Origin of the sequence: Mesorhizobium sp. B2-2-4 (genome assembly GCF_006442375.1) — a bacterium.
Taxonomy (GTDB): domain Bacteria; phylum Pseudomonadota; class Alphaproteobacteria; order Rhizobiales; family Rhizobiaceae; genus Mesorhizobium.
The window spans coordinates 229,701-254,308 of the sequence record NZ_VFWB01000002.1 but is presented as its reverse complement, the minus strand read 5'-3'; the positions used below and the strand labels follow the sequence as shown (position 1 = coordinate 254,308).

Here is a 24,608-nt window from a genome sequence, read left to right as displayed (position 1 = left end):
TTATCTAATATGTCATCTGGTTGCTTCGCTGGCGGGCCAACCGGTTGGACGTCAACAGCGCGAGTGGCATCGGCTCCCCACTCCGACCTCTACCCGTTTTTCGGCAGCAGGTCAGGCCTGCCCGTGTCGATAAAGGGCGCCCAGTAGTCGACCGATTCGCGGATCATGGCGACCACCTGGTGGTCGACCGGTTCGCGCTCGCGAAACGACAGTTCGAGGCAGATCTCGTTGTCGGTGCCGCCGCCGCGCCGCACAGTCTCCAGCAGCTTTTCAGGCGTGATGCGGCCGTCCCTGTTGTGAGCCGCGGTGAACGGCCAATGGCCACCCTTGTTCATCGACGATTGCTTGATGTGGATGATCGGCGACTTCCTGGGGAAAGCCTCGGCCCAGGCATAGGGATCGATATCGGCCGGGTTGCTGGAGGTGACGTCGCCATGGTCGATGTCGACCATCATCTCCAGCGGAATGGCCATGCCGGCCGCGTCGATCGCATTCTGCAGCAGCCTGCAATTCTCGATCGTGTGGCCGAACTCGCGGCCGACCGACATCGGCTCCCAGAACAGGTAGTTAAGCCCGGCCGCGCGGGCGTGTTCGGCGACCTCGCGCCAGCATTCCAGTGCAATGTCGAACAGGCGCGCGCGGCGCGCGGGATCATCATAATCGCGATGGGTGAAGATCGCGAATTGGGTACCCATGCCGCCGGCGCCAAGCTCGGCCGAGATGTCGGCAAAGGTCTTGAACCAGCCGACATAGTAGCGGCGCACATCCGCGTCTGGATGGCCGAAATGGTTGAGCCGGCCGTAAGGACCGGTCATGCCCGAGGTCACGCGCACGCCCGTGCGGGAGAGTGCGCCACGAAACAGGCGGACGAATTTCACGATCGTCGCCGCCGGCCAGCCCGGATTGACGAATTCATGCGTGAGCTGAATGTCCCTGATGCCGATGTCGTAGGCGATGGTATCGACCAGGTCGTCAGGCTCGGCAAAGCGGTTGACCAGCGGATTGGTGTTGAGGGAGAGCGTGAATGCCACGATCGCGATCCTCTCAGCCCTTTCGCGCTACATTGGCGATGATTGCCATCACCCTGCCCTCGCCAGCCGGCTCGCGCACCAGTGTTCGAAAGCCGATCTCTCCTCGGCGGAAAGATGCAGGCCGTGCTTGGTGCGCCGTTCGAGAATGTCGGCCGGTGTCTCAGCCCATTCCTGCTCGAACAGGTAACTGGCCTCGCGCTCGAAGAAATCCTTGCCGAAGCATCGCCCGAGTTCCGCGAGCGAACGGGCCGCGCCGACCAGAAGGCGTGTCCTGGTGCCGTAGAGCCGGCCGTAGTGCTTGAGCAGCGATGCAGGCATCCATGGATACTCCCGCCCGAGATCGCCTAGAAACTGTTCGAAATCGGCATTGGCGATGTCGCCGCCAGGCAGATGCGCCTTCGCCGTCCAGGGCTTGCCCATCCGGGGGAAGAACGGAGCGATCCTGTCCAGCGCATGCTCGGCGAGCTTGCGGAAGGTGGTGATCTTGCCGCCGAAGACGGACAGCAGCGGCGCCTCAGCATCCGGCGCGTCGAGTTCGAAAATATAGTCGCGGGTCACGGCACTCGGGTTATCGGCATTGTCGTCATAGAGCGGCCTGACGCCGGAGAACGAATAGACGACATCGCCGCGCGCGAGGCCGCGCTTGAAATAGCGGTTGACCACCCTGATCAGGTATTCGATCTCGCTCTCATCCGCCGCCACGTCCTCGGGTCGGCCGTCATAGGGAATGTCGGTGGTGCCGATCAAGGCGAGATCGCCCTGATAAGGATTGATGAAGATCACCCGCTTGTCGCTGTTCTGGATGAGGTAAGCTTGGCGGCCCTCCCAGAATTTGGGCACGACGATATGGCTGCCCTTGACCAGGCGGACATTGCGCGTCGAGTTCTGGCCAGCAACGCGGTTGATGATGTCGTTGACCCAAGGGCCAGCGGCATTGACCAGCGCCCGCGCTCGCACGGTGGTTTTCACGCCGGTCTTGCCGTCGCGCATCTCCACCGACCAGAGGCCGCCTTCCCGGCGGGCGGCGGTGCAGGCGGTTCGGGTGAAGATCTTCGCTCCGCGCTCGCGCGCATCCAGCGCATTGATCAGCACGAGACGGGCGTCGTCGACCCAGCAATCGGAATATTCGAAACCGCGCTTGAACTCGTCCTTGATCGGCGCGCCCTCGGGCGCGGTGCGCAGGTCGAGCGTGCGGGTGGCCGGCAGCCGCTTGCGGCCGCCGAGATGGTCGTAGAGGAACAGGCCGAGCCGCACCAGCCAGGCCGGCCGGTCGTCAGGACTGTGCGGCAGCACGAAGCGCATCGGCCAGATGATGTGCGGTGCCGATTCCAGGAGTACCTCGCGCTCGATCAGCGCCTCGCGCACCAGGCGGAACTCGTAATATTCGAGGTAGCGCAGGCCGCCATGGACGAGCTTGCCCGATCGCGAACTGGTGCCTTCCGCCAGATCGTCCTTTTCGCACAGGATGACGGAGAGGCCGCGGCCTGCTGCATCGCGGGCTATGCCGGCGCCGTTGACGCCGCCGCCGATGACGAAAAGATCGACGATTTCGGATCCGCCGCTCATCTCGTCACGATCTCGCTACAGGATTTGCGCACCATGGCTGCCGCTCTCAGCACGGATTGACCGGCGGCAGCCCGGCGATATAGCGGCGCACCTCCTCGGCGGCCTGCTCGGCCGCATAGGTCACGGTGCGCACCGAAGCACCGGCAATATGCGGCGTCAGCGTCACGTTGGGGAGCCGCAGCAAGGGCCAGTCCGACGGCACCGGCTCGACCGCGAACGTCTCCAGCATGGCGCTGGCGATCTGCCCTGAAACGAGCGCCTCATAGAGCGCCTCATAGTCGACCAGCGGCCCGCGCGCCGTGTTGACGAAGATCACGCCGGGTTTCATCCGCACGATGGTGTCCTTGCCGATCAGGCCGCGCGTCTCCGGCGTCACCCGCGAATGCAGCGTGACCACATCGGAACGGGACAAGAGATCGTCCAGCGCGACCAGTTCGACGCCGGCGTTACGGTCCTCGGCGCTTAACTGCACATAGGGGTCGCTGACCAGAACGTGACAGCCGAAGGCGCGCAGCAGCCTGACCACTTTCGTGCCGATATTGCCATAGCCGACGACGCCGACAGTCATTTCGCTAAGCTCACGGCCGGTGCGGTCGGCGCGGTAGAGATCGCCGCGCCATTCGCCCCTGCGCAGCGCTTCGTGGCCGACCCGGATCAGCCGTGTTTCGGCCAATATCGCGCCGATGGTGAATTCGGCCACGGCGGTCGCGTTGCGGCCGGGCACATTGACGACAGTGATGCCATGTGTGCGGGCCGCTTCCATGTCGATGTTGATCGGGCCGCCGCGCGAAACCGCGACGAGCTTCAGCGCCGGCAGGCGCCGCATCATGCCTTCCGACAGCGGCGCGAGCTGGGTGACGAGGATCTCGGCGTCGCCGATGAACTCGACGACCTCGTCGGGACGGCCGAAATACTCCTTGACCTTGTCGAGGCCGAGCGCCGGATCGCCGAATTCCATCGGCTCGTCGGGCCAGGCCGTCTGCAATGTCCTGACATCGAGGTCACCGCTCGCGACCTTCTCGATTTTGGCGCGAAACACCTCCGGAAGCATGAAGTTGTCGCCAATGATCGCTATTTTCCTGGGCATACTCGACTTCTCAATTTGCCTGCACTGAAGCCATCGCGCGCCAGACCGGCCGCAGCGCCTTGTGCGCCAACATGTAGGACGGGGTCATCCTGTCGTAGATCGCGGCGAGGTTCCGGTCGCTCGGCTCCGCCTCGCCAAGCAGCGGCGTCACCCATTCCGCGACGCATTCGTCCATCGACTTGTACAGGCCGACGCAGACCGCGGCTATCATCGCCGCGCCGGCCGCCCCGGCCTCCTCGCGCTGGCTGGTGCGGATGTCTGCGCCGACGGCGGCTCCGAGGATCTTGCGCAGCGCCGGGCTTCGGGCGGCGCCTCCGGTCAGCCGGATCTCGCGCGGCAATGGCCCCATGGCGGCGTAGCAATCGCGCGCGGCGAAGGCCAATCCCTCGAAGACGGCGCGCACCAGGTCGGCATAGCCGTGGCGCGAGGATATGCCGACGAAGCCGGCCCTGGCATTGGCATCGACGAACGGCCCCCGCTCGCCGGCCTCGGACACATAGGGCTGGTAGAGCAGCGAGGCGGGCTGCGAGGCCGCGATCCAGGCATCGACGAGCGCGATCATCTCGCCATTGCTGCGGGTGATGCCTTGCGAGGCGAGGATGCCGGAGGCAAGCCCAAGCACCCAGTCGATGTTGAGCGTCGCCGCCATGTTGGACTGCATCTGCGCGAACACGCCGGGCGCCGGCATGGCCATGGTATAACCGGTCGCGGCCTCGTTGAGCTGCACGTCGTCCGGCGTCTCGGCCAGCCGCATATGCATGCCGGTGGAGCCGATGATTGTGCAGCCGGGCTTGCGCTCGCGGTCGAGCAGGCCGGCGCCAAGCGCGGTGCAGACGACGTCGACATAGCCGAGCACGACCGGCGTGCCGGCAAGCATGCCGGTGGCGGCGGCCGCCGCCTGCGACAGACCGGCGCTGTGCCTGGTGCCGTCTGTGACCGGCGGTAGCAAATGCCTGAGGTCGGCGACGCCGAGCACGTCGAGCACATCCTCGCTATAGTCGCGGGTGCGGAAATCGCCAAAGGTGAAGGTTCCCTCGGAGGGGTCGGTGGCGCGCTCGCCGGTCAGCTTGAAATAGAGCCAGTCCTTGCAGTGAAACGCCGTCGCCGCCTTGCCAAGCATTTCGGGCATGTTGCGCTTCATGAACACGAACTGCGAGCCCTGCTGGCAGGCGGCGAGCCCGCTGCCGGTCTTTTCGAAGCGCAGTCGGTCCTCGGGCCGCGCGCGGATCTCCTCGACGACGCCGGCGGCGCGCGCGTCGAGCCAGAGCCAGCCCTTCGCCACCGGCTCGCCCTTGCCGTCGATCAGCCAGGTGCCGTCGCCCTGCCCGGTCACCGCGATGGCGATGGTCCGGCCGGCGAGATCGGGCACTTTCTCGGCGAGCTGGCGCAAGGTCGCCGCCGCATCCACCCATGTGCGCGCAAGATCCTGTTCGGCGCCGCCGCCCGGCAGCGTCTCGTAATGGTTCGGCGTTGCCGCGGCGGCGATCTGCCGGCCTTTCGTGTCGAAGGCGATGGACTTGATGACGGAAGTACCGGCGTCGATACCGATCAAGAGATCACGCATCAGGCGAGCTCCATGCCGTGCGAAATGGCCTCGCCGCTCGCCTGGTCGAAGACATGCAGGTTCTTCGGGTCGATGCTGACATTGATCGGCGCGCCAAGGTCCAGCCGGGTGCGGTCGTGCTCGACCAGGACCAGCGAGCCGCCGGCGAAATCGGCCGCTATATGGGTCTGGTCGCCAAGCCATTGATTGGCCGAAACCCTGGCGGGGACCCCTTCCTTCGAGCGCCGCACCGCGTAAGGCCTGATGCCGATGACGACGCGCTCGCGGCTGAGCAACTGGTCGCGGACGGGAGCGCTGAAGGCGTCCTTGTCGTAGTCCAGCGACAGCCCGTCGGGAAGCCTGAGATTGATGCGCCCGGCGGTGGCGCCGACATAGGCCTCGAAGACATTCATCGGCGGCTCGCCGACGAAGGTGCCGGTGAACAGGTTCGCCGGACGCTCCTTGATCCTGTCCGGCGTATCGAACTGCTGCAGCACGCCGCCTTCCATCACCGCGATGCGGTCGGCAAGCGCATTGGCCTCGGTCTGGTCGTGCGTGACCAGGATCGCTGTCAAGCCGCGCTCCTTGATGAAATGCTTGATGCGGCCGCGCAGCACGGCGCGAAGCTGCGGCTCGAGCTGCCCCATCGGCTCGTCCAGCAGATGCAAATCGGCGTCGCGGATCAGCGCCCGGCCGAGGCTGGCGCGCTGCTGCTGGCCGCCGGAGATAGAGCTTGGGTAACGCTCCAATATATCCTCGATCTCGAGCAGCTTGGCGATGCTGGCGACCCTGGCCTCGACCTCGCTTCTGGGCAGCCGGGCCGCCTTGAGCGCGAAGGCCATGTTCTCGCGCACCGTCAGCGGCGGGTAGAGCGAATAGCCCTCGAAGGCCATCGCCACGTTGCGCCTGACCGGCGGCAGCGTGTGCACCTGGCGGCCGGCGACCGAGATCGCGCCGCGCGACACCTCCTCGAAGCCGGCGATCATGCGCAAGGTCGAGGTCTTGCCGCAGCCGGACGAACCGAGCAGCGCCACGATCTCGCCCTTGCCGATCTCCATCGTCAGCTTCTTGACGGCGTGGACGCCCCGGTCGATCGGGCCATAGAATTTGTCGACGCCGGAAATGGTGAGTGCGCTCGCGCTCATGCGGCTTCTCCGTTGCGCAAACTGACGACATTCTTCGAGCCGATGCGCTCGCCGCCGGCGCGATCGAACAACAGGGCGCTCTTGCCGTCGACGGCAATGTGGGCCTTGCCTTCGCTGCGGCCCGGTGTTCCGGCCGGCCGCGAAACCAGGATCTCGCGGCCGCGCAACGTGCGCACCAGCGTGACGATCTTTTCGTTGAGCGGGGTTTCGGCCTCGACCGTCACCGGAATGGCGCCGGGTTCATTTTCTCCGACGAAATGCAGTGCTTCCGGCCTGAGCCCGATGATGCAGTCGCGGCCGACCGCGGTCTCGGGAGCCCCGCCGAGATGGACCTGCACATTCGACAGGGCGACATGGATTCCCTTGGCGCCAAGCGCCGGCTTGACGTCGAGCAGGTTGATGGTCGGGTCGCCGAACAGCCGCGCGATCTCGATGTTGGCCGGCTCGCGATAGATTTGTTCGGGCGTGCCGAGCTGGCTGATGACGCCTTGCGACATCACCGCGATGCGGTCGCCGAGCGCCATGGCTTCCTTATAATCCTGGGTGACGTAGACGACGGTGGCGCCGCGGTCGGCTAGCAGGCGCGGCAGTTCGAGACGCATCTCGAAACGCAGCTTGGCATCGACATTGCGCAAGGGATCGTCGAGCAGCAGCAGCGGTGGCGAGCCGACCAGCGCACGGGCAAGCGCGGTGCGCTGCTTCTGGCCATTGGAGAGCGCACGCGGCTTGTGGGAGAGCACATGGGCGATCTTCAACAGCTTGGCGACACTCTCGACGCCGGCCTTGATCGCGCCTTGCGACGAGCGCTTGGCCTCCAGCGGCGTCGCGATGTTGTCGAACGCGCTCATATGCGGAAACAGTGCGAAATTCTGGAACGCCATGCCGACGCCACGAAATTCGGCGTCGACGTCGGTCATGTCCTCGCCGCCGATGAGGATCTTGCCTTCGTCGGGGTCGATGACGCCGGCGACGAGGCGCAGCAGCACCGTCTTGCCGGCGCCGGAGGGTCCGAACAGGACCAGCGTCTCACCGTCGGCGACGGTCAGCGAAAGATTGTCGAGCACGGTCTGGCTCTTGTAGCGCTTGACGAGGTTTCTGAGTTCGAGGCTGGCCATGGAACTACCCCTTCACCGCGCCGAGCGACAGGCCTTCGACCAGATAGCGCTGTGCATAGAGGGCGAGCGCCAGCGTCGGCGTGATCGACAGGACGATGGCCGCCGAGATCTGGCCGTACTGGATGCCCGAGGAGGTGATGAAGGCGAGCGCGCCGACCGTCACCGGCTGCTTGTCGGCCGAGGCCAGCACCAGCGCGAAGACGAAATTGTTCCAGGCGAAGATGAAGGCAAGCAGGCCGGCAGCGGCGATGCCGGGGCCGGCGAGCGGCAGCGCGATCTTGCGGAAGGTGGCAAACCAGGAATGGCCGCCGATGCGATAGGCATATTCGATGTCGGCCGGAATATCCTCGAAATAGCCGCGCACGATCCACAGGATCAGCGGCAGGCAGATCAGCTGGTAGACCCAGATCAACCCGATATAGGTGTTGGCCAGCCCGAGCTTCTGGAAATAGAGCGTGAGCGGCAACAGCACCAGCAGGGCCGGCGCGAACCTGAACGACAGCAGCGTGAAGGCGATGTCCTCCGAGCCGCGGAACTTGTGCCGCGCGAAGGCGTAGGCCGCCGGGACGCCGAGCAGCAGCGAGACCGCGACCGAGGTCACCGACAGGAACACCGAATTCCACAGGTTGCGCATGAAGGCGATGTCGAGCGTGCCGGCGGCGGTCGTCAGCTTGCCGGTGATCAGCGCGGTGTAGTTGGCGAGCGTCGGCTCGAAGACCAGCTGCGGCGGAATGCGCAGGATGGTCTCGTTGGTCTGGAACGACATCATCAGGATCCAGACGATCGGGAACATGAAGAAGACCACGACCAGCGTGAGTGCCGCGCCGCGCAGGGTGCGTTCAAGCAAGGAGGTGTGTTCCATGGCTGCCTCCTCCTATGCCTGGCCACGGGCGCGCTCGCGCAGCCTGAGCCAGTTCTTGATGAAGATGTTGGAGAGGAAATAGGTGATTGCCCACAGGATGATCATCAGCGCCGCCGAGCGGCCGACATTGGTCGACTGGAAGAAGTTGAGATAGGCCTCGACCTGGAAGACGGTCAGCGTGTCGCCCGGTCCTCCTTGCGTCATGGCGTAGATGATGTCGAACTGCTGGATGGAATCGAGCAGGCGGAACAAAGTCGCCGTCAGGATATACGGCGTCAGCATCGGCAGCGTGATGCGGAAGAAGACGAAGCTCCTCGGCACGCCATCGAGGGCCGCGGCCTCGAAGGGCTGCGTCGGCAGGCTGCGCAGGCCGGCAAGCAGCAGGATCATGATGAAGGGCGTGTAGACCCAGATATCGACGAGAACGACGGTGAACAAAGCCGTCGACGGCGACGAGGCCCACCGGAAGTCCTGTAAGCCGATGAGGCTGGCAAGATAGCTCAGCACGCCGAAGCCGGGATTGGTCATCAGCTTCCACATCAGCGCGGCCAGTGCCGGCGCCGTCATCAGTGGCATCAGCAGCATGATCGAGATGAAGTTGTTCAGGGTCGAGCGCTTCTGCAAAAGCAGCGCGATGGCGAGGCCGAGAAGCAGTTCCAGCACCACCGTGGTGCCGGCATAGAGCAGCGAGATCTTGAGCGTGTTCCAGAACTTCGGATCGGTGAAGAAGGAGATATAGTTGTCGCCCCAGTTGAACTGCCGCGCCCAGGGCTGGCTCAGCCGATAGCGCTGGAAGGAATAGACGACCGAGGTCAGGAACGGAATCAGGATGCCGATGCAGACCAGCAGAGCCGGCAGGCTGAGCACGTAGGGCAGCACTCTCTTGCTGATCCTGAAGCCCGAGGGCTTGGGCCTTTGCGATACCACCGCAGTCATCGTGCTGCTCCGTTGTCCCTGTCGCTCCGCCCTGCCGGCCGCCCAAGGGAGCAAGGCGGCCGGTCGGGCGAATTGGCGGCCACCTTACGGCCCCGCGTCGCAATCTTGAAAAGGTCAGGTGAGGACCGGCCTGCCAAGGCTGGCCGGTCCTCTGTTACATCTAGCCGAGGCCGGCTTCCTTGAGCTGGCCGTTGATGCTTTCGGCCAGCTTGTCGAGACCCTCGTCCACCGGCACTTCCTTGGCCACCATCTTTTGCAGCGTCGCCGCCCATTCGGTGGTGAGATCGAAGAACAGCGGCTGCGCCGTGAACTTGATCGAGGCGCCCGGCGCCGAGGCGTCGAACATTTCGACATAACCGGGATAGCTCTTGTTCAGCTTCTCGCGGAACGTCTCATCCTTCCAGACCGACTGGCGGACCGGATTGACGAAATCCATCTTGGTGGCGCCGAACAGAGCATGCTCGGGTCCGGAGGCCCACTGCATGAAGTACCACGTGGCGTCCTTGTCCTTGGAGAAGTTGGACATCGACAGCGACCAGATCCAGATGTTCGGCGTTGGCGCCTTGGCCTCCGGGTTGGCCTTGAAGGCGGCAAAGGCAAGCTTGCCGGCCATCTTGTTGTCGCCGCCATTCATGAAGTAGCCGAGGATGTCGGCGTCGAAGATCATCGCCGAGGCGCCGGCGCCGAGATCGGCGCCGACCTGGTACCAGGTGTAGGTCGACCAGTCCTTCGGACCGCTTTCCTGGATCATCTGCACCCATTGCTTGTGGAAAGCCTTGGACTGGGCGGTGTTCATGGCGGCCGACAATTTGCCGTCGGCCGACACGTTCAGGTCCTTCTGGTCGAAATTGGCGTAGGCCGAAAGGAAACCCGGATGGATCGTCGCCCAGGAGCGCGACCCGCGCACGCCAATGCCGTAGACGCCGCCGCCGACATCCTTGGTGAGCTTGGCGGCCGCGGCCACCATCTCGTCCATATTGCCGGGAACCTTGACGCCTGCCTTGTCGAACATCCCCTTGTTGTAGGTGATGTTGTTTTGTTCGAAGCCCCACGGAATGCACCATTGCTTGGCGTCTTCGGACCCCAGGGCCCCGCCCGGCTTGCCGTTCCAGGCGCAGGAGTTCTTGACGCCGGGCAGGAAGTCATCCCAGGCATAGTTGGGGTTGGTCTTGGCCGGATCCTTGATCCATTCATTGAGGTCGGTGATCCAGCCGGCTGGGCCGTAGGTCCAGGTCATATAGGCGCCGGTCATGAAGGCATCGTATTCGGGCGAGCTCGCCGACAACGCGGCCGTGACCTTGTCGAAATAGACGTCTTCCGGGAACACGTCGTAGACGACATTCATGCCGGTCAACTGCTTGAAGTTTTCGAGGTTGGCGATCATCGCATCCGCATAGGGATGCTTGTTGAGCAGGAGCTTGATGGTCTTGCCCTGGTGCGCCTTCCAGTCGAAGTCGGCGGCCAGCGCCCGGGTCTGCCCAAAATTGAGCAGCGTACCGGCCGTGCCGGCGGCAAGGCCCATCGCACCCAGGCCCTTGATCAGCCCACGACGGTCGACTTGTCCGCGCAGGAAAGCGTCAATGAGGTCTTTCTCTTTCTCATGCATTTGGTCTTCTCCTCCACAGGGTAGTTTTAACTGAACCGACGCCGGCTACCCGACTGGCGTCTCCTCCACGAGCGATCGCGCTGTCCGCTCATCAGTTATCAGGCCCTTGAGATAGCGGCCCTCCAGCACCGCTTTGACGGCTCGAACCTTGACCTTGCCGCCGGCGACCGCGACGATCCGGCGGCTGGCGATGTCCTCGCGCGCCAGCGCCAGCGCCCGATTGGAAAGGGTTGTCGCCACCGCTTTGCCGGCATCGTCGAAGAAATGGCCGAGCAATTCGCCGACGCCGCCATTGCGGCGGATCTCCTCCATCTCGCCCTTCTCGATCATGCCGGTGGCGACGAGCGAGGCTTCGCGTTCGGCCGTGCCGATGCCGGCAAACAAAAGGTCGGCGGATCTTGCGAGATCGAAAACCTCGCTGATGCCCTTCTGTCCCAGCAACACCGCGCGGTCGTCCACCGTGTTGGCGAACATTGGCACCGGCATCACATAGGCTTCGGCGCCGGTGCGCTCGGCGAGGCGGTGAATGACGTCATGCGGGTTGGCCGAGAACTTCCGCGTCAAGCCGCCGAGCAGCGAAACGAAGCGGATCTTGTCTGTCGAGCTGCGCGGCAGGTATTCCACGCAGGCGGCGAGCGTGCGGCCATGGCCGACGCCGATCAGCGCCTGCTCGCCGCGTTCGATCTCACGCTTGAGGAATTGCGCGCCGGCGATGCCGAGCGCCTTGAGCGGCAACTCCTCGGAATCGAAATCGGGAACCACCTCGCAATAATCGAGGCCGTAGCGGCGCGACAGCTCGTCCTCGAGCTCGACGCATTCCGAGACTTCGCCGTCGATATAGACCTTCACCAGCCCTTCCTGATTGGCCTTGGTGATCAGGCGGTGGGCCTTGAGGCTGGTCAGCCCGAGGCGCTTGGCAACCTCGGATTGGGTCAGGCCGCCGGCGTAATGAAGCCAGGCGGCGCGTGCCGCCATGCCGGTTTCATCATCGCGCAAGAGGCCGTTTCCAAATCCAACCACGTTCCGCCCTCTGATATTTTTTTCAGTTTCTGCAAAATTTTTCACATGGACGCATCGGAGTCAAGCGCCAAGCGCCTGCAAACGCTGATTTTCAACGAGAATGGACGAGCGAACACCGGGCGTGGCACCGGTCAGGGTCACAGCGGCAGCGAAAGAAAGCGGTGTCGACTTACGTTTCGCACAGGAACTCGATCACCATCGTCGCCGTCCAGGCGAAGCGGCGGCGCCCAGCATTCGCCGGTGAGCGGATCGCACCATTCGGCAAGCCGCTTTCGGGTGATCAGGTCCAGGCTGAACTTGGTGGTGCGCCGGCGACGTCGAGGTGCCCGGCAGCGGCCAAGGCCGCCGGCGAGCAGCGCCTATTGCAACGTCCGCGCCGCGAATGGCATGGAATGGTCGTGCGCCATGCCGGCATCGGCATCTTCCACGCCGAGCCCGCGGTCGAGGCCGGTGGCCACCACCGAAACCCTGAACCGGCCTTCCATGCTCTTGTCGAAGATGGCGCCGACGATGATGTCGGCGTCTTCATAGACCTCTTCACGGATTCTCGTGGCGGCCTCGTCCACCTCGAACAGGGTCATGTCGCGGCCGCCGGAAATCGAGACCAGCACGCCCTTGGCGCCCTTCATCGACATTTCGTCCAGCAGCGGGTTGGCGATGGCGGCTTCCGCCGCCTTCATCGCCCGGCTATCGCCTGACGCCTCGCCGGTTCCCATCATGGCGCGGCCCATGCCGCGCATCACCGATTTGACGTCGGCGAAGTCGAGGTTGATCAGGCCTTCCTTGACGATGAGATCGGTGATGCAGCTGACGCCGGCATAGAGCACCCGGTCGGCGATGACGAAGGCATCGGCGAATGTGGTCTTGGCGTCGGCGATCCGGAACAGGTTCTGGTTGGGGATGACGATCACGGTGTCGGCGCTTTCGCGCAGCCGCTCGATGCCCTCTTCGGCCATCTGCATGCGGCGCCTGCCCTCGAAAGTGAACGGCTTGGTGACGACGCCGACCGTCAGGATGCCTGCCTTGCGCGCCGCCTGGGCGATGACCGGCGCGGCGCCGGTTCCGGTGCCGCCGCCCATTCCGGCGGTGACGAAGCACATGTGGGTGCCGGCCAGATGGTCCATAATCTCGTCCAGCGATTCCTCGGCCGCGGCGCGGCCGATCTCGGGAAGCGATCCGGCGCCCAGCCCTTCGGTCACATGCGCGCCGAGTTGGATCAGCCGCGTCGCCTTGGACATGGTGAGCGCCTGTGCATCTGTGTTGGCGGCAATGAATTCGGTGCCCTGAAGCTGCTCGGCGATCATGTTGTTGATGGCGTTGCCGCCGCCGCCGCCGACGCCGACAACGGTGATCTTGGGTCTCATCTCGGAGATCTCGGGCTTCTTGAACTCGGCCATGCGTCTTCTCCTTCGCCAGTCGCTCGCGCTTCACGCCCCGCCAGATCGATCACACCGCAAAACGGCAATCGACGCAGAGCGGCGTGACGAATCAGTCCGCTCGGATGGGTGTCCCAAAAAGCCAGAGAGCGGCCAGAGGTGCAAGTGCGGGGAAGGTCAAGATTTGTGATAGGGACGTTTCATATCCCCACGACGGCCGCGCATGCCCGAGAGTGATGCCGGCATCCCGGCTTCACCCTGCGCGCGCCAAGCCCGATGCCGAGCCTTGGCTTTCCACGCTCTTGCCTCTATGTTTCGGTCGCAGATCGCGCAACTGGTTTTGAAATGCCTCCCGACATCCCAGCTAATGACTTGAATAAATAGGGAAACATCCGGCTGCGGCCAGATATGGATCCCGAAAACTCACAAGCCATTTTTACCAGGGACAGCGCGGCCGATCAGGGCTCGGGCACCTTCGAAACCAGAGGTTGGAAATTGGGCGATGCAATTGCGGACGTTCTGAGCTGGCTTGAGAGCCGAAACGACATCCAGAGCCTGAGGGCCGCGGTGTGCGACCTCAACGGCATCATGCGGGGAAAGCGCATCCCCGTCGAGCAGGCGCGCAAGGCACTGGAGGGCAAGCTGCGCATGCCCTATTCGCTGATCGGGCTGGACATCTGGGGCGAGGATATCGAAGGCAACGCGCTGGTGTTCTCGACCGGCGACGCAGACGGATTGTGCCAATGGACCGGCCGCGGCATCCTTCCGGTGAACTGGACGGCGCATCCGACCGCCCTCATCCCGCTCTGGCTCGCCGACGAAGGCGGCGCACCGTATCTCGGGGATCCCCGGCGGGCACTGGCCCGTATCCTCGACCGCTACAAGGCTTTGGGCCTGACGCCTGTGGCCGCCACCGAGCTCGAATTCTATCTTGTCGACCCGCAATCGCAGCGACCGGTCGGGCCTGTCTCGCCGGTCACCGGGCGGCGTCTGGATTCCGACGCGGCACTGTCAATCGACGAGATCGACGACTTCGAGGCCTTCATCCACGACATCTACGAAGCCTGCCGAGCACAAGGCATTCCCGTCGATACCGCCATTGCCGAGAACGGCGTCGGCCAGTTCGAGATCAATTTGAACCATGTCGCGGACGCGCTGCGGGCGGCCGACGACGCCGTCCTGTTCAAGCGCACGGTGAAGGGCATTGCCCGCAAGCACGGCTTTGCCGCCTGCTTCATGGCCAAGCCTTATGGCGACCGAGCCGGCAACGGCTTCCACGTCCATTTCAGCCTTGTCGACGCCAACGGGCGCAACGTCTTCGACGACGGCACCGACCAGGGCTCCGGCATTATGCGCCACGCTGTCGGCGGACTGCTGGCGGCGATGGCCGAGAGCACGCTGGTGTTCGCGCCGCATTTCAACTCCTACCGCAGGCTCCGGCCGAGATCCTACGCGCCGACCGCCGTCGCCTGGGGTTACGAGAACCGCATGGTCGCGATCCGCATTCCCGGCGGCCCGACTGGTGCGCGCCGGATCGAGCATCGCGTGTCGGGAGCGGACGCCAATCCCTATCTTGTGCTTGCCGCCATACTGGGCGCGGCACTGGTCGGCATCGAAAGGCAGATGTCACCGGGCGACCCAACCGGGAACGACGGGCAAGGCCTTGCCCCGGCCAAGCTGCCGCCGGACTGGGCATCCGCGATCGCGGCCTTTGAAAGCGGGACGCATGTGGCGGAGATCTTCCCGGCGATCCTGCGCCACTCTTTCATCGCCTGCAAACGCCAGGAACTGAATACGTTCGCGCTCAACGTCAGCGACTTCGAGATCGAGACCTATCTCGAAAGCGTCTGAGGCTGCGCTGACCGACAGCAGCGGCGTCGGCTCAGCACGACCTTCGACGCAAGGGCTTGCGGTGCTGTCGCTGACCGGGCATAACATGATAGTTTCTATCATGTTATGCCCGGGATAAGCAGAATTGACCTTCGTCGCGCGCATGGAGAGCCGGATTCAGGGATTTGCCGTAATTGGCGACCTGAAATGGCACGTCTGGGACGGCGTGGTCGCCGACCTCTGGGACGTCTCATGCGGTGACAATGCCGAGGGTTACTACATCTCTCCCGACCCCCGGCTGTTCGTCGCTCTCGATATCGACGGCGACGGTGCCTTCGTCGTCGAAGGCGCCCAGGGCGAACCGCGCCGCCACAACCAGGCGTTTTCCGCAGCCTATATACCGGCCGGGGTGCCGATCCGCGGCCGCGTCGAGGGACTCAAACGGATCAGGCATCTCGACCTGCATTTCGACGCGGCGACACTGACCCGCCGCTTCGGCCGCAGCCTCGATCGCGATGCCTTGCAGATCTCGCGCCTCCAGTTTCGCGATGATCGGATCGCTACGCTTGCCGGCCTTATCGCCGCTGAATGCGGCAGCGAGTGGAACCTGCATGATCTTTATGGCGAAGGTCTGCTCAACGCCTTGTTCGCATGCCTTTTCCGGATAGACCGGCCAAGTGCCGCCAGGCGCCGGTCGCCCCTGCCCCGCCGCAAACTGCGCCTCGTCACGGATTACATCGACGCCCACTGCCTGGACAGGATCCGCCTTGCTGATCTTGCCGCGCTGACCGGCCTGTCCGAAACCGCGATGAGCCATGCCTTCAAGGCGGCAACGGGCGTGCCGCCGCACCGCTGGCACATGCAGGTGCGGATCGACAGGGCAAAGGCGATGATGGCGCATGAGGCTGCCTCGCTTGGCGACATCGCCCAGGCCACCGGCTTCTTCGACCAGGCGCACCTCACCCGCGTGTTCAAGTCCGTGGTCGGATTGACCCCGGGTGCGTGGATGAAGAGCGCCGGCCGCCGGTGACATTTCCGCAACACGGCACCCGCGATATCAGTGGTTTGGACAAGAATGGACAAGCCGCCCAAATCAGTCCAATGACCCGTTGATAAGTTGAGGTAAACCATCAAGTATCTCAACGACGACAGGCGGGGACTTTCCTGAATGAGCAGAATTTACCGGATCAAGGCGCTTTTGGCGGCTGGCGTCGCAGCTGCCGCGATGATCCCGCCAATGCCGGCGTTCGCGCAGACGGCGCAATCCAGCACCCAGCTCGAACCGGTCGTGGTCGAAGGCGAGGCCGGAGATAGCGCGACCGGGCCGGTCGACGGCGTCGTCGCCAAGACGACCAGAACCGGCTCCAAGACGGCGACCGACATCAAGGAGGTCCCGCAATCCGTCTCGGTGGTCGGACGGCAGGAGATCGAGGATCAGGGTGCACAGAAAGCTGACGAGGCGCTGCGCTACACCGCCGGCGTCTTTGCCCAACCCTTCGGTCCCGACAGCGACACCAACTGGATGTACATTCGCGGCTTCGATGCAACGGCCACCGGCACCTACATGGATGGCCTCCAGCTGTTCAGTTATGGTTTCGGCGGTTTCTATGTCGACAGCTTCGGCCTTGAGCGCATCGAAGTGCTGAAGGGGCCGGCCTCGGTGCTTTATGGCGGCAGCAATCCGGGCGGCCTGGTCAACTATGTCAGCAAGCGCCCAGACTTCGAACGCACGCGCTATGTCGAAACCGGCATCAACGATGCCGGCAATGTCTATCTCGGCTTCGACATCGGCGACGTCGCCAACAACGGCACGGTCAGCTACCGGATGACGGGCAAGGTCGCCGGCGGCGATACCAACAGCGACCTGCAGAACGGTTGGCGCGGCTTCATCTCGCCGAGCATTAGCTGGAAGCCGGACGAAGCGACCACGCTAACCATACTGGCCAATTACAGCCACATCGACGAGAACCATAATGGCGGCAGCTTCCTGCCCTACGATGGCACCGTGGTCGATCACATTGTCGGCGGCGTGAACTATGGCCGCATCGATCCCGATGCGAACTTCACGGAGCCGAGCATCGATCTCTACAAGCGCGAACAGGACTCCCTCGGCTACGAGTTCGAGCACACGTTCGACAACGACTGGACCGTTCGCTCCAGCGCCCGTTTCACCGCCGCCGACATCGACGAGGTCAGCGTCTATCCGAACGGCTGGTCAACCATCGGAGGGCCGACCGAGCTGGCGCGCATCAATTTCGATCACGACACCACGGCCAAGACGTTCCTCGCCGACAACCAGATCGAAGGCAAGGTGGCAACCGGTGCGATCGAACATACGATCCTCGCTGGCGTCGATTTCAAATATTACAACATCGACCAGGTACAGTCTTCCGGCCTCTACGATCCCAATTATGACAATCCGATCGACGCTTTCGATCCGGTGTACGGTTCGCCGCTGACGCCTCGCGTCAGCTATCTCAATCAGGACCTGACGCAGAAGCAGCTTGGCTTCTATGCACAGGATCAAATGCGCTTCGGCGATGGTTGGCTGGTGACACTGAACGGCCGCTACGACCGTGGCTGGCTCGAAGCCGACAACCGCCCGACCTATTACTCGGCGGGCTCCAGCACGCAGAGCAGCACGGTTGGCGACTTCTCCGGCCGCGCCGGCCTGGCCTATGAGTTTGCCAACGGCGTAACCCCCTATGCCAGCATCGCCACCTTCTTCAATCCGATCATCGGCACCGATGCGATGGGCAATCTGTTCAAGCCGGAAGAGGGCACGCAATACGAAGTCGGCGTGAAATACGTGCCGACTTTTGTCGATGGCCTGTTCACCCTGTCGCTGTTCGACCTGACCCGCCAGAACGTGCCGTCGAATGTCACTCCCTTCACCCAGATGCAGACCGGCGAGGTGCGTTCACGCGGCGTCGAACTCGAAGGCAAGGTGAACGTGACGGAGGATTTCCGGGTTACCGGTGCATTCACAGCTTACGACATCGACATCACCAAGGACGCCAACCCGGCGCTCATCGGCAAGACGCCTTTCATCGTGCCGGAAGTGATGGCTTCCGCATCGGTCGATTACACCTTCCGTGGCGACTGGTATGACGGCATCTCGATTGGCGGCGGTTTGCGCTATATCGGCTCCTCATGGGCAGACAATGAGAATACATCGAAGGTTCCGGCGGTAACGCTGGCCGACCTGAAGCTCGGCTACGAGAAAGAGAACTGGGGCGTCGACCTCAACATCACCAACCTTTTCGACAAGAGCTATGTGTCGAGTTGCCAGACAACGCTCACCTGCTCCTACGGCGAAGGCCGCTCCTTCAAGCTGAAGGCGCACACGAGTTGGTAGTCATGGACCGAACCCACCGGCGATGATCCATCCGCCCAACAGACGGCAGGTGCTTGCGCTAACGGCCGCGGCCTTGCTGCCGCCGGTTGCCGGCAGGACTGCGACCCCAAATGTTGCCGCGATCGATTGGGGCATGCTGGAAACGCTTCTGGCGCTCGGCGTCGAGCCGGCGGCGGCGACCGAACTGATCCAGTTCCGCAGGATTGCGGTCGAGCCTGCCGTTCCCCAAACCGTGACCGATCTCGGACTGCGCGGCACGCCCAACTACGAGCTGTTGCGCATCGTCGCGCCGGACCTGATCGTCATCTCCAATTTCTACGAGTACCAACGCCCGATTCTGGAACGCATAGCGCCGGTGTTCGCGCAAACCGTCTACGAGGCCGGAGTACCGCCCTACGCTCTTGCCGAGGCAGCGACGCTGGCGCTGGGCGAGAAGCTCGGACGACCGGCCGAGGCGAAGCGTTACCTCGACGAAACCGCCGACGACATAGCGCGGCGTCGCGCCGCCTTGCCAACCAGGTCCGCACGGCCGGTCTTTGTCATTAGCCTCGGCGACTCCAGGCACTTCCGCGCCTTCGGCCGGGACTCCATGTTCGGTGACGTGCTCACGCGGCTCGGCCTGGTCAATGCCTGGTCCGACGAGACAAGTTACAGCGCGGCAGCACCCGTTGGCCTGGAGGCGCTGGCGCGGGTGCCCGAGGCCTCCATCCTGATCGTCTCGCCCTTGCCGGCGGACGTCGGGCGCTCGCTTCCCACCAATGCCTTGTGGAACGCGCTGCCGGCCGTGCGCCAGGGCCGCGTCGCGGTGCTCGAAGCCATCAACCATTTCGGCTGCCTGCCGTCGGCCCGCCGCTTCGCGCGCCTGGCGACGGCGGCGCTTGCGGGTCATGCTTCGTGACGGAGCGCGCTGTGGCCCGAAGCGAGATACCTCACCGCACCATCGGCGGCGCGCTGTCGCCCATCATCCTGTGGGGCCTGCTCGCGGGGCTGGCCGCACTCTTGTTCGCATGGCGCGTCGGCATGCAGCAGCCGGCATCGGTGCCGGGCGATCTCCGCCATGTCATCCTGTTCTACAGCTCGCTGCCGCGCGCCGTCGTAGCGGTGCTGGCGGGCGCCGTGCTCGGCCTGTCCGGCCTGCTGTTGCAGCATGTGCTGCGCAATCCGCTGGCGGAACCATCGACGCTCGGCATTTCGGGCGGCGCGCAACTGGCGATGACGCTCGCCTCGCTTTACGCGCCGTTGCTGATGGAGCGATCGCAAGGGCTGGTGGCCTTTGCCGGCGGCACCGCCGCTGTGCTGCTGGTGCTGGCGTTGACCTGGCGGCGCGGGCTGGAGCCGGTGTCGGTCGTGCTCGCCGGAATGATGGTGGCGCTGACCGCGAGTTCCGTCAGCGCCGCGCTGATCCTCGCCAATGGCGATTACCTGTTCTCGCTGTTCATCTGGGGCGGCGGGTCGCTGGTGCAGCAGGATTGGCGACCGGCCATCGCGCTGACGATCAGGCTGGCGGCCGGCGCCGCCGCGGCGCTGATGCTGGCGCGGCCGCTGACCATCCTTGGCCTCGACGACGCCTCGGCTCGCGGCCTTGGCGTTGCCCGCCACACCAGCCGCTTTCTCATCATCGCTCTTGCGGTATGGATGGCAACGACGGTCGCGGCGCAGATCGGCGTCATTGGTTTCGTCGGCCTTGCCGCGCCGGCGCTCGCCATGCTTTCGGGCGCGCGCACCCTGCGGCAGAAGCTGATCGCCGCGCCGCTGATCGGCGCGGTACTGCTGTGGCTGACGGACGGGCTGGTCCAGCTGGCCGCCGGCTCCGGCGGCGAGCGTATTCCGACCGGCGCGGGAACCGCGCTTCTGGGCGGCCCACTGCTGCTGTGGCTGCTGCCGCGGTTGCGCATGTTCGAATGGCCGCATCTCGGTTCCAATGGCGTGACGCCGCGCAAGGCCCGCCGTCCGTGGCTCATCATCCTCGTCTTGCTTGCGCTCACATTTGCCGCCTTGGCCCTCGTGGTCGGGCGCGGACCGGCAGGGTGGTCGATCGCCAGCGGCGACCTGCTGGCCGATCTTGTCTCCTGGCGCGCGCCGCGTGTCGGCGTGGCCGCGGCCGCCGGCGCGATGCTCGCGGCGGCGGGCGTGGTCATCCAGCGCGTTACCGGCAACCCTCTGGCGAGCCCCGAAGTGCTTGGCGTCGGCACCGGCGCGGGCGCCGGTCTGACCGCCGTGCTGACGGTCAGCGCAACGACCGGGCTCGGCTGGCAGCTCGCCGGCTCGGCCGCGGGCTCACTGGCGGCACTGGCCGCCATGCTGGCCATCGCCGCCAAGGCAAAGTTCGGCGCCGACCGATTGCTGCTTGCCGGCATTGCCATGAGCGCACTGTGCAGCGCGCTGATCACCGCGACGATCGCGATGGGCAATACACAGTCCTATGTGCTGTTGCGCTGGCTGAGCGGTTCGACCGGCCAGGCGACCGCCCTGGACGCAGCCGTTGCACTGGCCTGCCTGTTGCCACTGACGCTGCCGCTTTTTCTTGCCGCGCGCTGGCTGGACATCCTGCCGCTCGGGGCCGACAGCGCGCGCGGACTTGGCGTGCCCGTAGCCGGCGGGCGGCTGATGCTGGTCGTCGTCAGCGCGCTCCTGACCGCGCTGGCCGCTTTGATCGTCGGCCCGTTGAGCTTCGTCGGCCTGATCGCGCCACACCTTGCCCGGCTCCTCGGCTTTTGGCGCGCACGCATTCATCTTGCCGGGGCGATGCTTCTGGGCGCCTTGCTGATGACCATATCGGACTGGCTGTCGCGCATGGCGGCCTTCCCGTACGAACTGCCTGTCGGCCTGTTCGCCTCACTGCTCGGCGGGCCGTATCTCGTCTACCTGCTTGCCAAGGGCGTGCCTCGTCAGGGCTGACGCGGTCCGGGCATGTCAGGAAGACCATTCGGCCTTCAGCACCGAGACCGCCGCCTCGCTGTTGTGGACGTAGTCATTGGCGTCCGGCTGCTTCTGCACCAGGAGGATGAACAGAAGGTCGGTCAGCGTCAGCTGCGCATCGCGCGCGGTGATGGACGATGAGCGCGCACGCTCCTCGTCGGCGATGGTGTAGAGGCAGATATCGGCAACGCGGCTCAGCGGATTGTCGTGCAGGCCGGTGACCGCGATCACCATGGTGCCGCGCTTGCGGGCAAGCTCGGCGATGCGCAGAGTTTCGATGCTGGCGCCCGAATGGGAGAGCGCGAACAGCACATCGTCAGGCCCGAGCGTCGAGGCATTGGCCATCTGGATATGGCTGTCGCTGTCATGCAGCACATTGCGGCCAAGCTTCATCAGCTTGTAGGAGAAATCACGCGCCACCAGCGAGGAGGCGCCGACACCGGCCAGATGTATGCGGCGCGCACCATCCAGCAGTTCCAGCGCCCTGGAGATGATCCGCTCGCTGTTGGCGGCGACGGTCCGCTCCATCGACAGAAGCTTGCTGCCGATCAGCTTCTTCAAGATGACCTGATAGCCGTCGCCGACCTCGATCGAACCGTGGATCATACCGGCCGGCACCTGCCATTCCCGCGCCTTGGCTTCGCTGACGGCGAGCTTGAGCTCCTGGTAGCTGGCATAGCCGAGCTTCTGGCTGAATTTGACGACACTCGACTGGCTGCGCCCGATCTCAGCCGCAAGAGCAGCCGTCGACAGCCGCAGCATCTCCTCGGGATTTTCGACGATGTACTGGCCGATCTCACGATCGCCGGGCGCCATGCCGTCGAGCTTGGCATTGATCCTGTTCAGAACGGACATGATTCCCCTTGCGCTTTGGCGTCCAGCCGCACGGCCAAGGAATAATTTATTCCAATTTCGATTGACAGCCAAGAACGCGGAATTAATTCTCAAGCGGGCCGGATTGAGCTCGGGAACAGCTTTCGAGAGCGCCGCGCCCGGACGCGGCCCGGCGCACAAGGTTTCAGCCATGGACAGACTGCGCATCGTCGGCGGGCAAAGACTGCAAGGCGCGGTCACCATATCGGGCGCCAAGAACGCCGCTCTGCCGCAGATCGCGGCGGCGCTGCTCAGTCCCTACCCGCTCGAACTGACCAACCTGCCCGATGTGACCGATGTCGAGAACATGCTCGGCGTGGTGCGGCTGCACGGCGCAGAGGTGACGCGATCGGCCCATGCCGCGACGATCGACACCAGTGCCGCCGTTTCCAGGGAGACGTCCTACGACACCGTCAGAAAGATGCGCGCGACGGTGCTGGTGCTGGCGCCGCTGCTCGCCCGTTTCGGCCATGCGCGGGTTTCGCTGCCCGGCGGCTGCGCGATCGGCGCGCGGCCGGTCGACATGCATGTCGCCGCACTCGCGGCGCTGGGCGCCCGCATCGCCATCGAGAAGGGGCTGATCGTCGCCTCGGCGCCAAACGGGCTCACCGGCACGCGCATCGTGCTGAGCTCGCCATCGGTGGGGGCGACGGAAACCGCCATGATGGCGGCGGCCACGGCCAAGGGCGAAACCGAAATCCTCAACGCGGCGCGCGAGCCGGAGGTGGCCGACCTCGCCGCTTGCCTCAACGCGATGGGCGCGCGCGTCGAAGGCGCCGGCACGCATCGCATCCTGATCGCCGGCGACACGGACTGGCGCGCGGCCAGGCACGACATCATTCCCGACCGCATCGAGGCCGGCACCTATGCCATCGCCGCGGCGATCACCGGCGGGCAACTGGAACTGACGCATGCCCGGCTCGAGCACATGGCCTCCGTGGTGCAACTGCTGGAGGCGACCGGCGTCGGCGTCTGGCCGGGCGACCGCGGGCTCATCGTGTCGCGCGAGCAGCCGCTCAAGGCCGCCGACGTCACGACGGAACCCTATCCGGGCTTTCCGACCGATCTCCAGGCGCAGTTCATGGCGCTGATGTGCTGCGCGCAGGGTGCGTCGCTGCTGCGCGAAACCATTTTCGAGAACCGCTTCATGCATGTTCCCGAACTGATGCGGCTCGGCGCCAACATCAAGCTGCAAGGCACCACCGCGCTGGTGCGCGGCGGCGAGAAACTGCATGGCGCGCAAGTCATGGCCACCGATTTGCGCGCCTCGGTGTCGCTGGTGCTGGCGGCCTTGGTCGCCGAGGGCGAGACGACCATCAACCGGATCTATCATCTCGACCGTGGCTATGAGCAACTGGACCGCAAGCTGCGTCTGTGCGGCGCCGACATCGAGCGGCTGAGCGCATGAACAACGGCCGCTCCGATTATTTTCTCGGCGTCGACGGCGGCGGAACCGGCTGTCGCGCCCGCGTCGAGGATGCCGAGGGAACCGTGCTGGGACAAGGCCTCTCCGGTCCGGCGTCGACGCGGCTCGGCATCGATACGGCCTGGGCGTCGGTTGCCAAGGCCTTTGGCGCGGCGATCGAGGAGGCAGGGTTCGGCGCGGCGGAAAGCGCCCGGATTCACGCCGGCATCGGCCTTGCCGGGATCGGCCGCAAGGGCGCGCTGGAGGCGCTGCGGGCGATCACGCATCCCTTTGCCAGCATCGATTTCGTCAGCGATGGCGTCGCCGCCTGCCTCGGCGCGCATTCGGGCCAGGACGGCGCCATCGTCATCGCCGGCACCGGTTCGATCGGCCTCGGCTTCGTCGAGGGCCGCGACCTGCGCGCCGGAGGCTATGGCTTTCCGATCTCCGACGAAGGCAGCGGCGCCGATCTCGGGCTGAAAGCCGTGCAGCTGGCGTTGCGCGCCCATGACGGCCGGCATGAGCGCACGGCACTGCTGGCGGAAGTCATGCAGCGTTTCGAGAACGACCCGATGCAAGCCGTGGCCTGGATGGACCGCGCCAGCGCCACCGACTATGCGGCCCTGGCGCCGATGGTGATGCGCCACGCCGACCAAGGCGATCCGGCAGGGCGGCGCATCGTGCAAAAGGCCGCCGAACAGATCGACACGCTGGTGCGGGTTCTGTTCGAAAAAGGCGCGCCGCGCGTGGCCCTGCTGGGCGGGCTCGCCAGTCCGCTCGAACCATGGCTCGCACCCGACGTTCGCCGGCGCCTGAAAGCCGCCGATGGCGACGCGGTTTCCGGGGCGATCATTCTTGCCCGCAGGTCACTCGGCAAGCATTAGCGCGGAAGGAATAATTTATTCCATCTTTCCGTTGACGGACCGAATATTGAAT

The 24,608-nt window shown here is 64.8% G+C and carries 19 protein-coding genes; 7 read left to right on the top strand and 12 right to left on the bottom strand.

Annotated elements, in window-relative coordinates; all coding sequences use genetic code 11:
- Window positions 1-89 precede the first annotated feature (89 nt).
- From FJ959_RS06315 to ftsZ, 11 genes are all read right to left on the bottom strand, one after another.
- Complete coding sequence (locus tag FJ959_RS06315) at window positions 90-1,031, bottom strand: TIM barrel protein (RefSeq protein ID WP_140559302.1); 942 nt, start codon at window positions 1,029-1,031, stop codon at window positions 90-92.
- Window positions 1,032-1,079: 48 nt separating this feature from the next.
- Entirely contained in the window at window positions 1,080-2,597 is a 1,518-nt protein-coding gene (locus FJ959_RS06310; RefSeq protein WP_140629097.1) for a glycerol-3-phosphate dehydrogenase, read from the bottom strand.
- 46 nt (window positions 2,598-2,643) lie between these two features.
- Window positions 2,644-3,684, bottom strand: a complete 1,041-nt coding sequence (locus FJ959_RS06305; RefSeq protein WP_140629094.1) for a 2-hydroxyacid dehydrogenase — start codon at window positions 3,682-3,684, stop codon at window positions 2,644-2,646.
- Between the two features lie 10 nt (window positions 3,685-3,694).
- Window positions 3,695-5,248 carry an FGGY-family carbohydrate kinase gene (locus tag FJ959_RS06300; RefSeq protein WP_140629091.1) on the bottom strand — a complete coding sequence of 518 codons (1,554 nt, stop codon included), beginning with the start codon at window positions 5,246-5,248 and terminating at the stop codon, window positions 3,695-3,697.
- Entirely contained in the window at window positions 5,248-6,372 is a 1,125-nt protein-coding gene (locus tag FJ959_RS06295) for an ABC transporter ATP-binding protein (RefSeq protein WP_140497763.1), read from the bottom strand. Before FJ959_RS06295 ends, FJ959_RS06300 begins: the two co-directional genes overlap by 1 nt.
- Entirely contained in the window at window positions 6,369-7,487 is a 1,119-nt protein-coding gene (locus FJ959_RS06290) for an ABC transporter ATP-binding protein (protein ID WP_140497761.1), read from the bottom strand. Before FJ959_RS06290 ends, FJ959_RS06295 begins: the two co-directional genes overlap by 4 nt.
- A 4-nt stretch (window positions 7,488-7,491) precedes the next feature.
- Complete coding sequence (locus tag FJ959_RS06285; protein WP_140629088.1) at window positions 7,492-8,349, bottom strand: carbohydrate ABC transporter permease; 858 nt, start codon at window positions 8,347-8,349, stop codon at window positions 7,492-7,494.
- Between the two features lie 12 nt (window positions 8,350-8,361).
- A complete protein-coding gene (locus FJ959_RS06280; protein WP_013896837.1) occupies window positions 8,362-9,285 on the bottom strand; it encodes a sugar ABC transporter permease in 924 nt (307 codons plus the stop codon).
- A 160-nt stretch (window positions 9,286-9,445) separates the two neighbouring features.
- Window positions 9,446-10,891 (bottom strand): extracellular solute-binding protein, encoded by a 1,446-nt coding sequence (locus FJ959_RS06275; RefSeq protein ID WP_140559298.1) that lies wholly within the window; start codon window positions 10,889-10,891, stop codon window positions 9,446-9,448.
- Between the two features lie 45 nt (window positions 10,892-10,936).
- On the bottom strand, window positions 10,937-11,911 hold the full coding sequence (locus FJ959_RS06270) for a sugar-binding transcriptional regulator (protein WP_181165158.1): 975 nt from the start codon (window positions 11,909-11,911) through the stop codon (window positions 10,937-10,939).
- A 359-nt stretch (window positions 11,912-12,270) separates the two neighbouring features.
- On the bottom strand, window positions 12,271-13,308 hold the full coding sequence (gene ftsZ / locus FJ959_RS06265) for a cell division protein FtsZ (RefSeq protein ID WP_140497755.1): 1,038 nt from the start codon (window positions 13,306-13,308) through the stop codon (window positions 12,271-12,273).
- Window positions 13,309-13,782: 474 nt separating this feature from the next.
- On the opposite strand from ftsZ, the gene FJ959_RS06260 reads away from it, so the two are divergent.
- From FJ959_RS06260 to fhuB, 5 genes are all read left to right on the top strand, one after another.
- Window positions 13,783-15,138 carry a glutamine synthetase family protein gene (locus FJ959_RS06260; RefSeq protein WP_140514618.1) on the top strand — a complete coding sequence of 452 codons (1,356 nt, stop codon included), beginning with the start codon at window positions 13,783-13,785 and terminating at the stop codon, window positions 15,136-15,138.
- Between the two features lie 124 nt (window positions 15,139-15,262).
- Window positions 15,263-16,147 (top strand): AraC family transcriptional regulator, encoded by an 885-nt coding sequence (locus tag FJ959_RS06255; protein ID WP_181169536.1) that lies wholly within the window; start codon window positions 15,263-15,265, stop codon window positions 16,145-16,147.
- A 138-nt stretch (window positions 16,148-16,285) separates the two neighbouring features.
- A complete protein-coding gene (locus FJ959_RS06250; RefSeq protein ID WP_140629086.1) occupies window positions 16,286-18,475 on the top strand; it encodes a TonB-dependent siderophore receptor in 2,190 nt (729 codons plus the stop codon).
- Between the two features lie 49 nt (window positions 18,476-18,524).
- Window positions 18,525-19,373: an ABC transporter substrate-binding protein gene (locus FJ959_RS06245; RefSeq protein ID WP_224680222.1), complete on the top strand. Its 849-nt coding sequence runs from the start codon at window positions 18,525-18,527 to the stop codon at window positions 19,371-19,373.
- 11 nt (window positions 19,374-19,384) lie between these two features.
- Window positions 19,385-21,373, top strand: coding sequence for a Fe(3+)-hydroxamate ABC transporter permease FhuB (fhuB, locus tag FJ959_RS06240; RefSeq protein ID WP_210239499.1), 1,989 nt, complete (start codon window positions 19,385-19,387; stop codon window positions 21,371-21,373).
- Between the two features lie 15 nt (window positions 21,374-21,388).
- On the opposite strand, the gene FJ959_RS06235 is transcribed toward fhuB, so the two are convergent.
- Entirely contained in the window at window positions 21,389-22,249 is an 861-nt protein-coding gene (locus FJ959_RS06235) for a MurR/RpiR family transcriptional regulator (protein WP_140497745.1), read from the bottom strand.
- 169 nt (window positions 22,250-22,418) lie between these two features.
- Here FJ959_RS06235 and murA point away from each other — a divergent pair, with 169 nt between their 5' ends.
- Window positions 22,419-23,675, top strand: coding sequence for a UDP-N-acetylglucosamine 1-carboxyvinyltransferase (gene murA, locus FJ959_RS06230; protein ID WP_140629082.1), 1,257 nt, complete (start codon window positions 22,419-22,421; stop codon window positions 23,673-23,675).
- Window positions 23,672-24,556 carry an N-acetylglucosamine kinase gene (locus FJ959_RS06225; RefSeq protein WP_140629081.1) on the top strand — a complete coding sequence of 295 codons (885 nt, stop codon included), beginning with the start codon at window positions 23,672-23,674 and terminating at the stop codon, window positions 24,554-24,556. The genes murA and FJ959_RS06225 overlap by 4 nt, the downstream gene beginning before the upstream one ends.
- The last annotated feature ends 52 nt before the right edge of the window (window positions 24,557-24,608 follow it).

Coding starts and splice junctions, on each gene's coding strand:
- FJ959_RS06310 (WP_140629097.1), bottom strand. CDS start 2,597: ATGAGCGGCGGATCCGAAATCGTCGATCTTTTCGTCATCGGCGGCGGC.
- FJ959_RS06305 (WP_140629094.1), bottom strand. CDS start 3,684: ATGCCCAGGAAAATAGCGATCATTGGCGACAACTTCATGCTTCCGGAG.
- FJ959_RS06300 (WP_140629091.1), bottom strand. CDS start 5,248: ATGCGTGATCTCTTGATCGGTATCGACGCCGGTACTTCCGTCATCAAG.
- FJ959_RS06295 (WP_140497763.1), bottom strand. CDS start 6,372: ATGAGCGCGAGCGCACTCACCATTTCCGGCGTCGACAAATTCTATGGC.
- FJ959_RS06290 (WP_140497761.1), bottom strand. CDS start 7,487: ATGGCCAGCCTCGAACTCAGAAACCTCGTCAAGCGCTACAAGAGCCAG.
- FJ959_RS06285 (WP_140629088.1), bottom strand. CDS start 8,349: ATGGAACACACCTCCTTGCTTGAACGCACCCTGCGCGGCGCGGCACTC.
- FJ959_RS06280 (WP_013896837.1), bottom strand. CDS start 9,285: ATGACTGCGGTGGTATCGCAAAGGCCCAAGCCCTCGGGCTTCAGGATC.
- FJ959_RS06275 (WP_140559298.1), bottom strand. CDS start 10,891: ATGCATGAGAAAGAGAAAGACCTCATTGACGCTTTCCTGCGCGGACAA.
- ftsZ (WP_140497755.1), bottom strand. CDS start 13,308: ATGGCCGAGTTCAAGAAGCCCGAGATCTCCGAGATGAGACCCAAGATC.
- FJ959_RS06250 (WP_140629086.1), top strand. CDS start 16,286: ATGAGCAGAATTTACCGGATCAAGGCGCTTTTGGCGGCTGGCGTCGCA.
- FJ959_RS06235 (WP_140497745.1), bottom strand. CDS start 22,249: ATGTCCGTTCTGAACAGGATCAATGCCAAGCTCGACGGCATGGCGCCC.
- murA (WP_140629082.1), top strand. CDS start 22,419: ATGGACAGACTGCGCATCGTCGGCGGGCAAAGACTGCAAGGCGCGGTC.
- FJ959_RS06225 (WP_140629081.1), top strand. CDS start 23,672: ATGAACAACGGCCGCTCCGATTATTTTCTCGGCGTCGACGGCGGCGGA.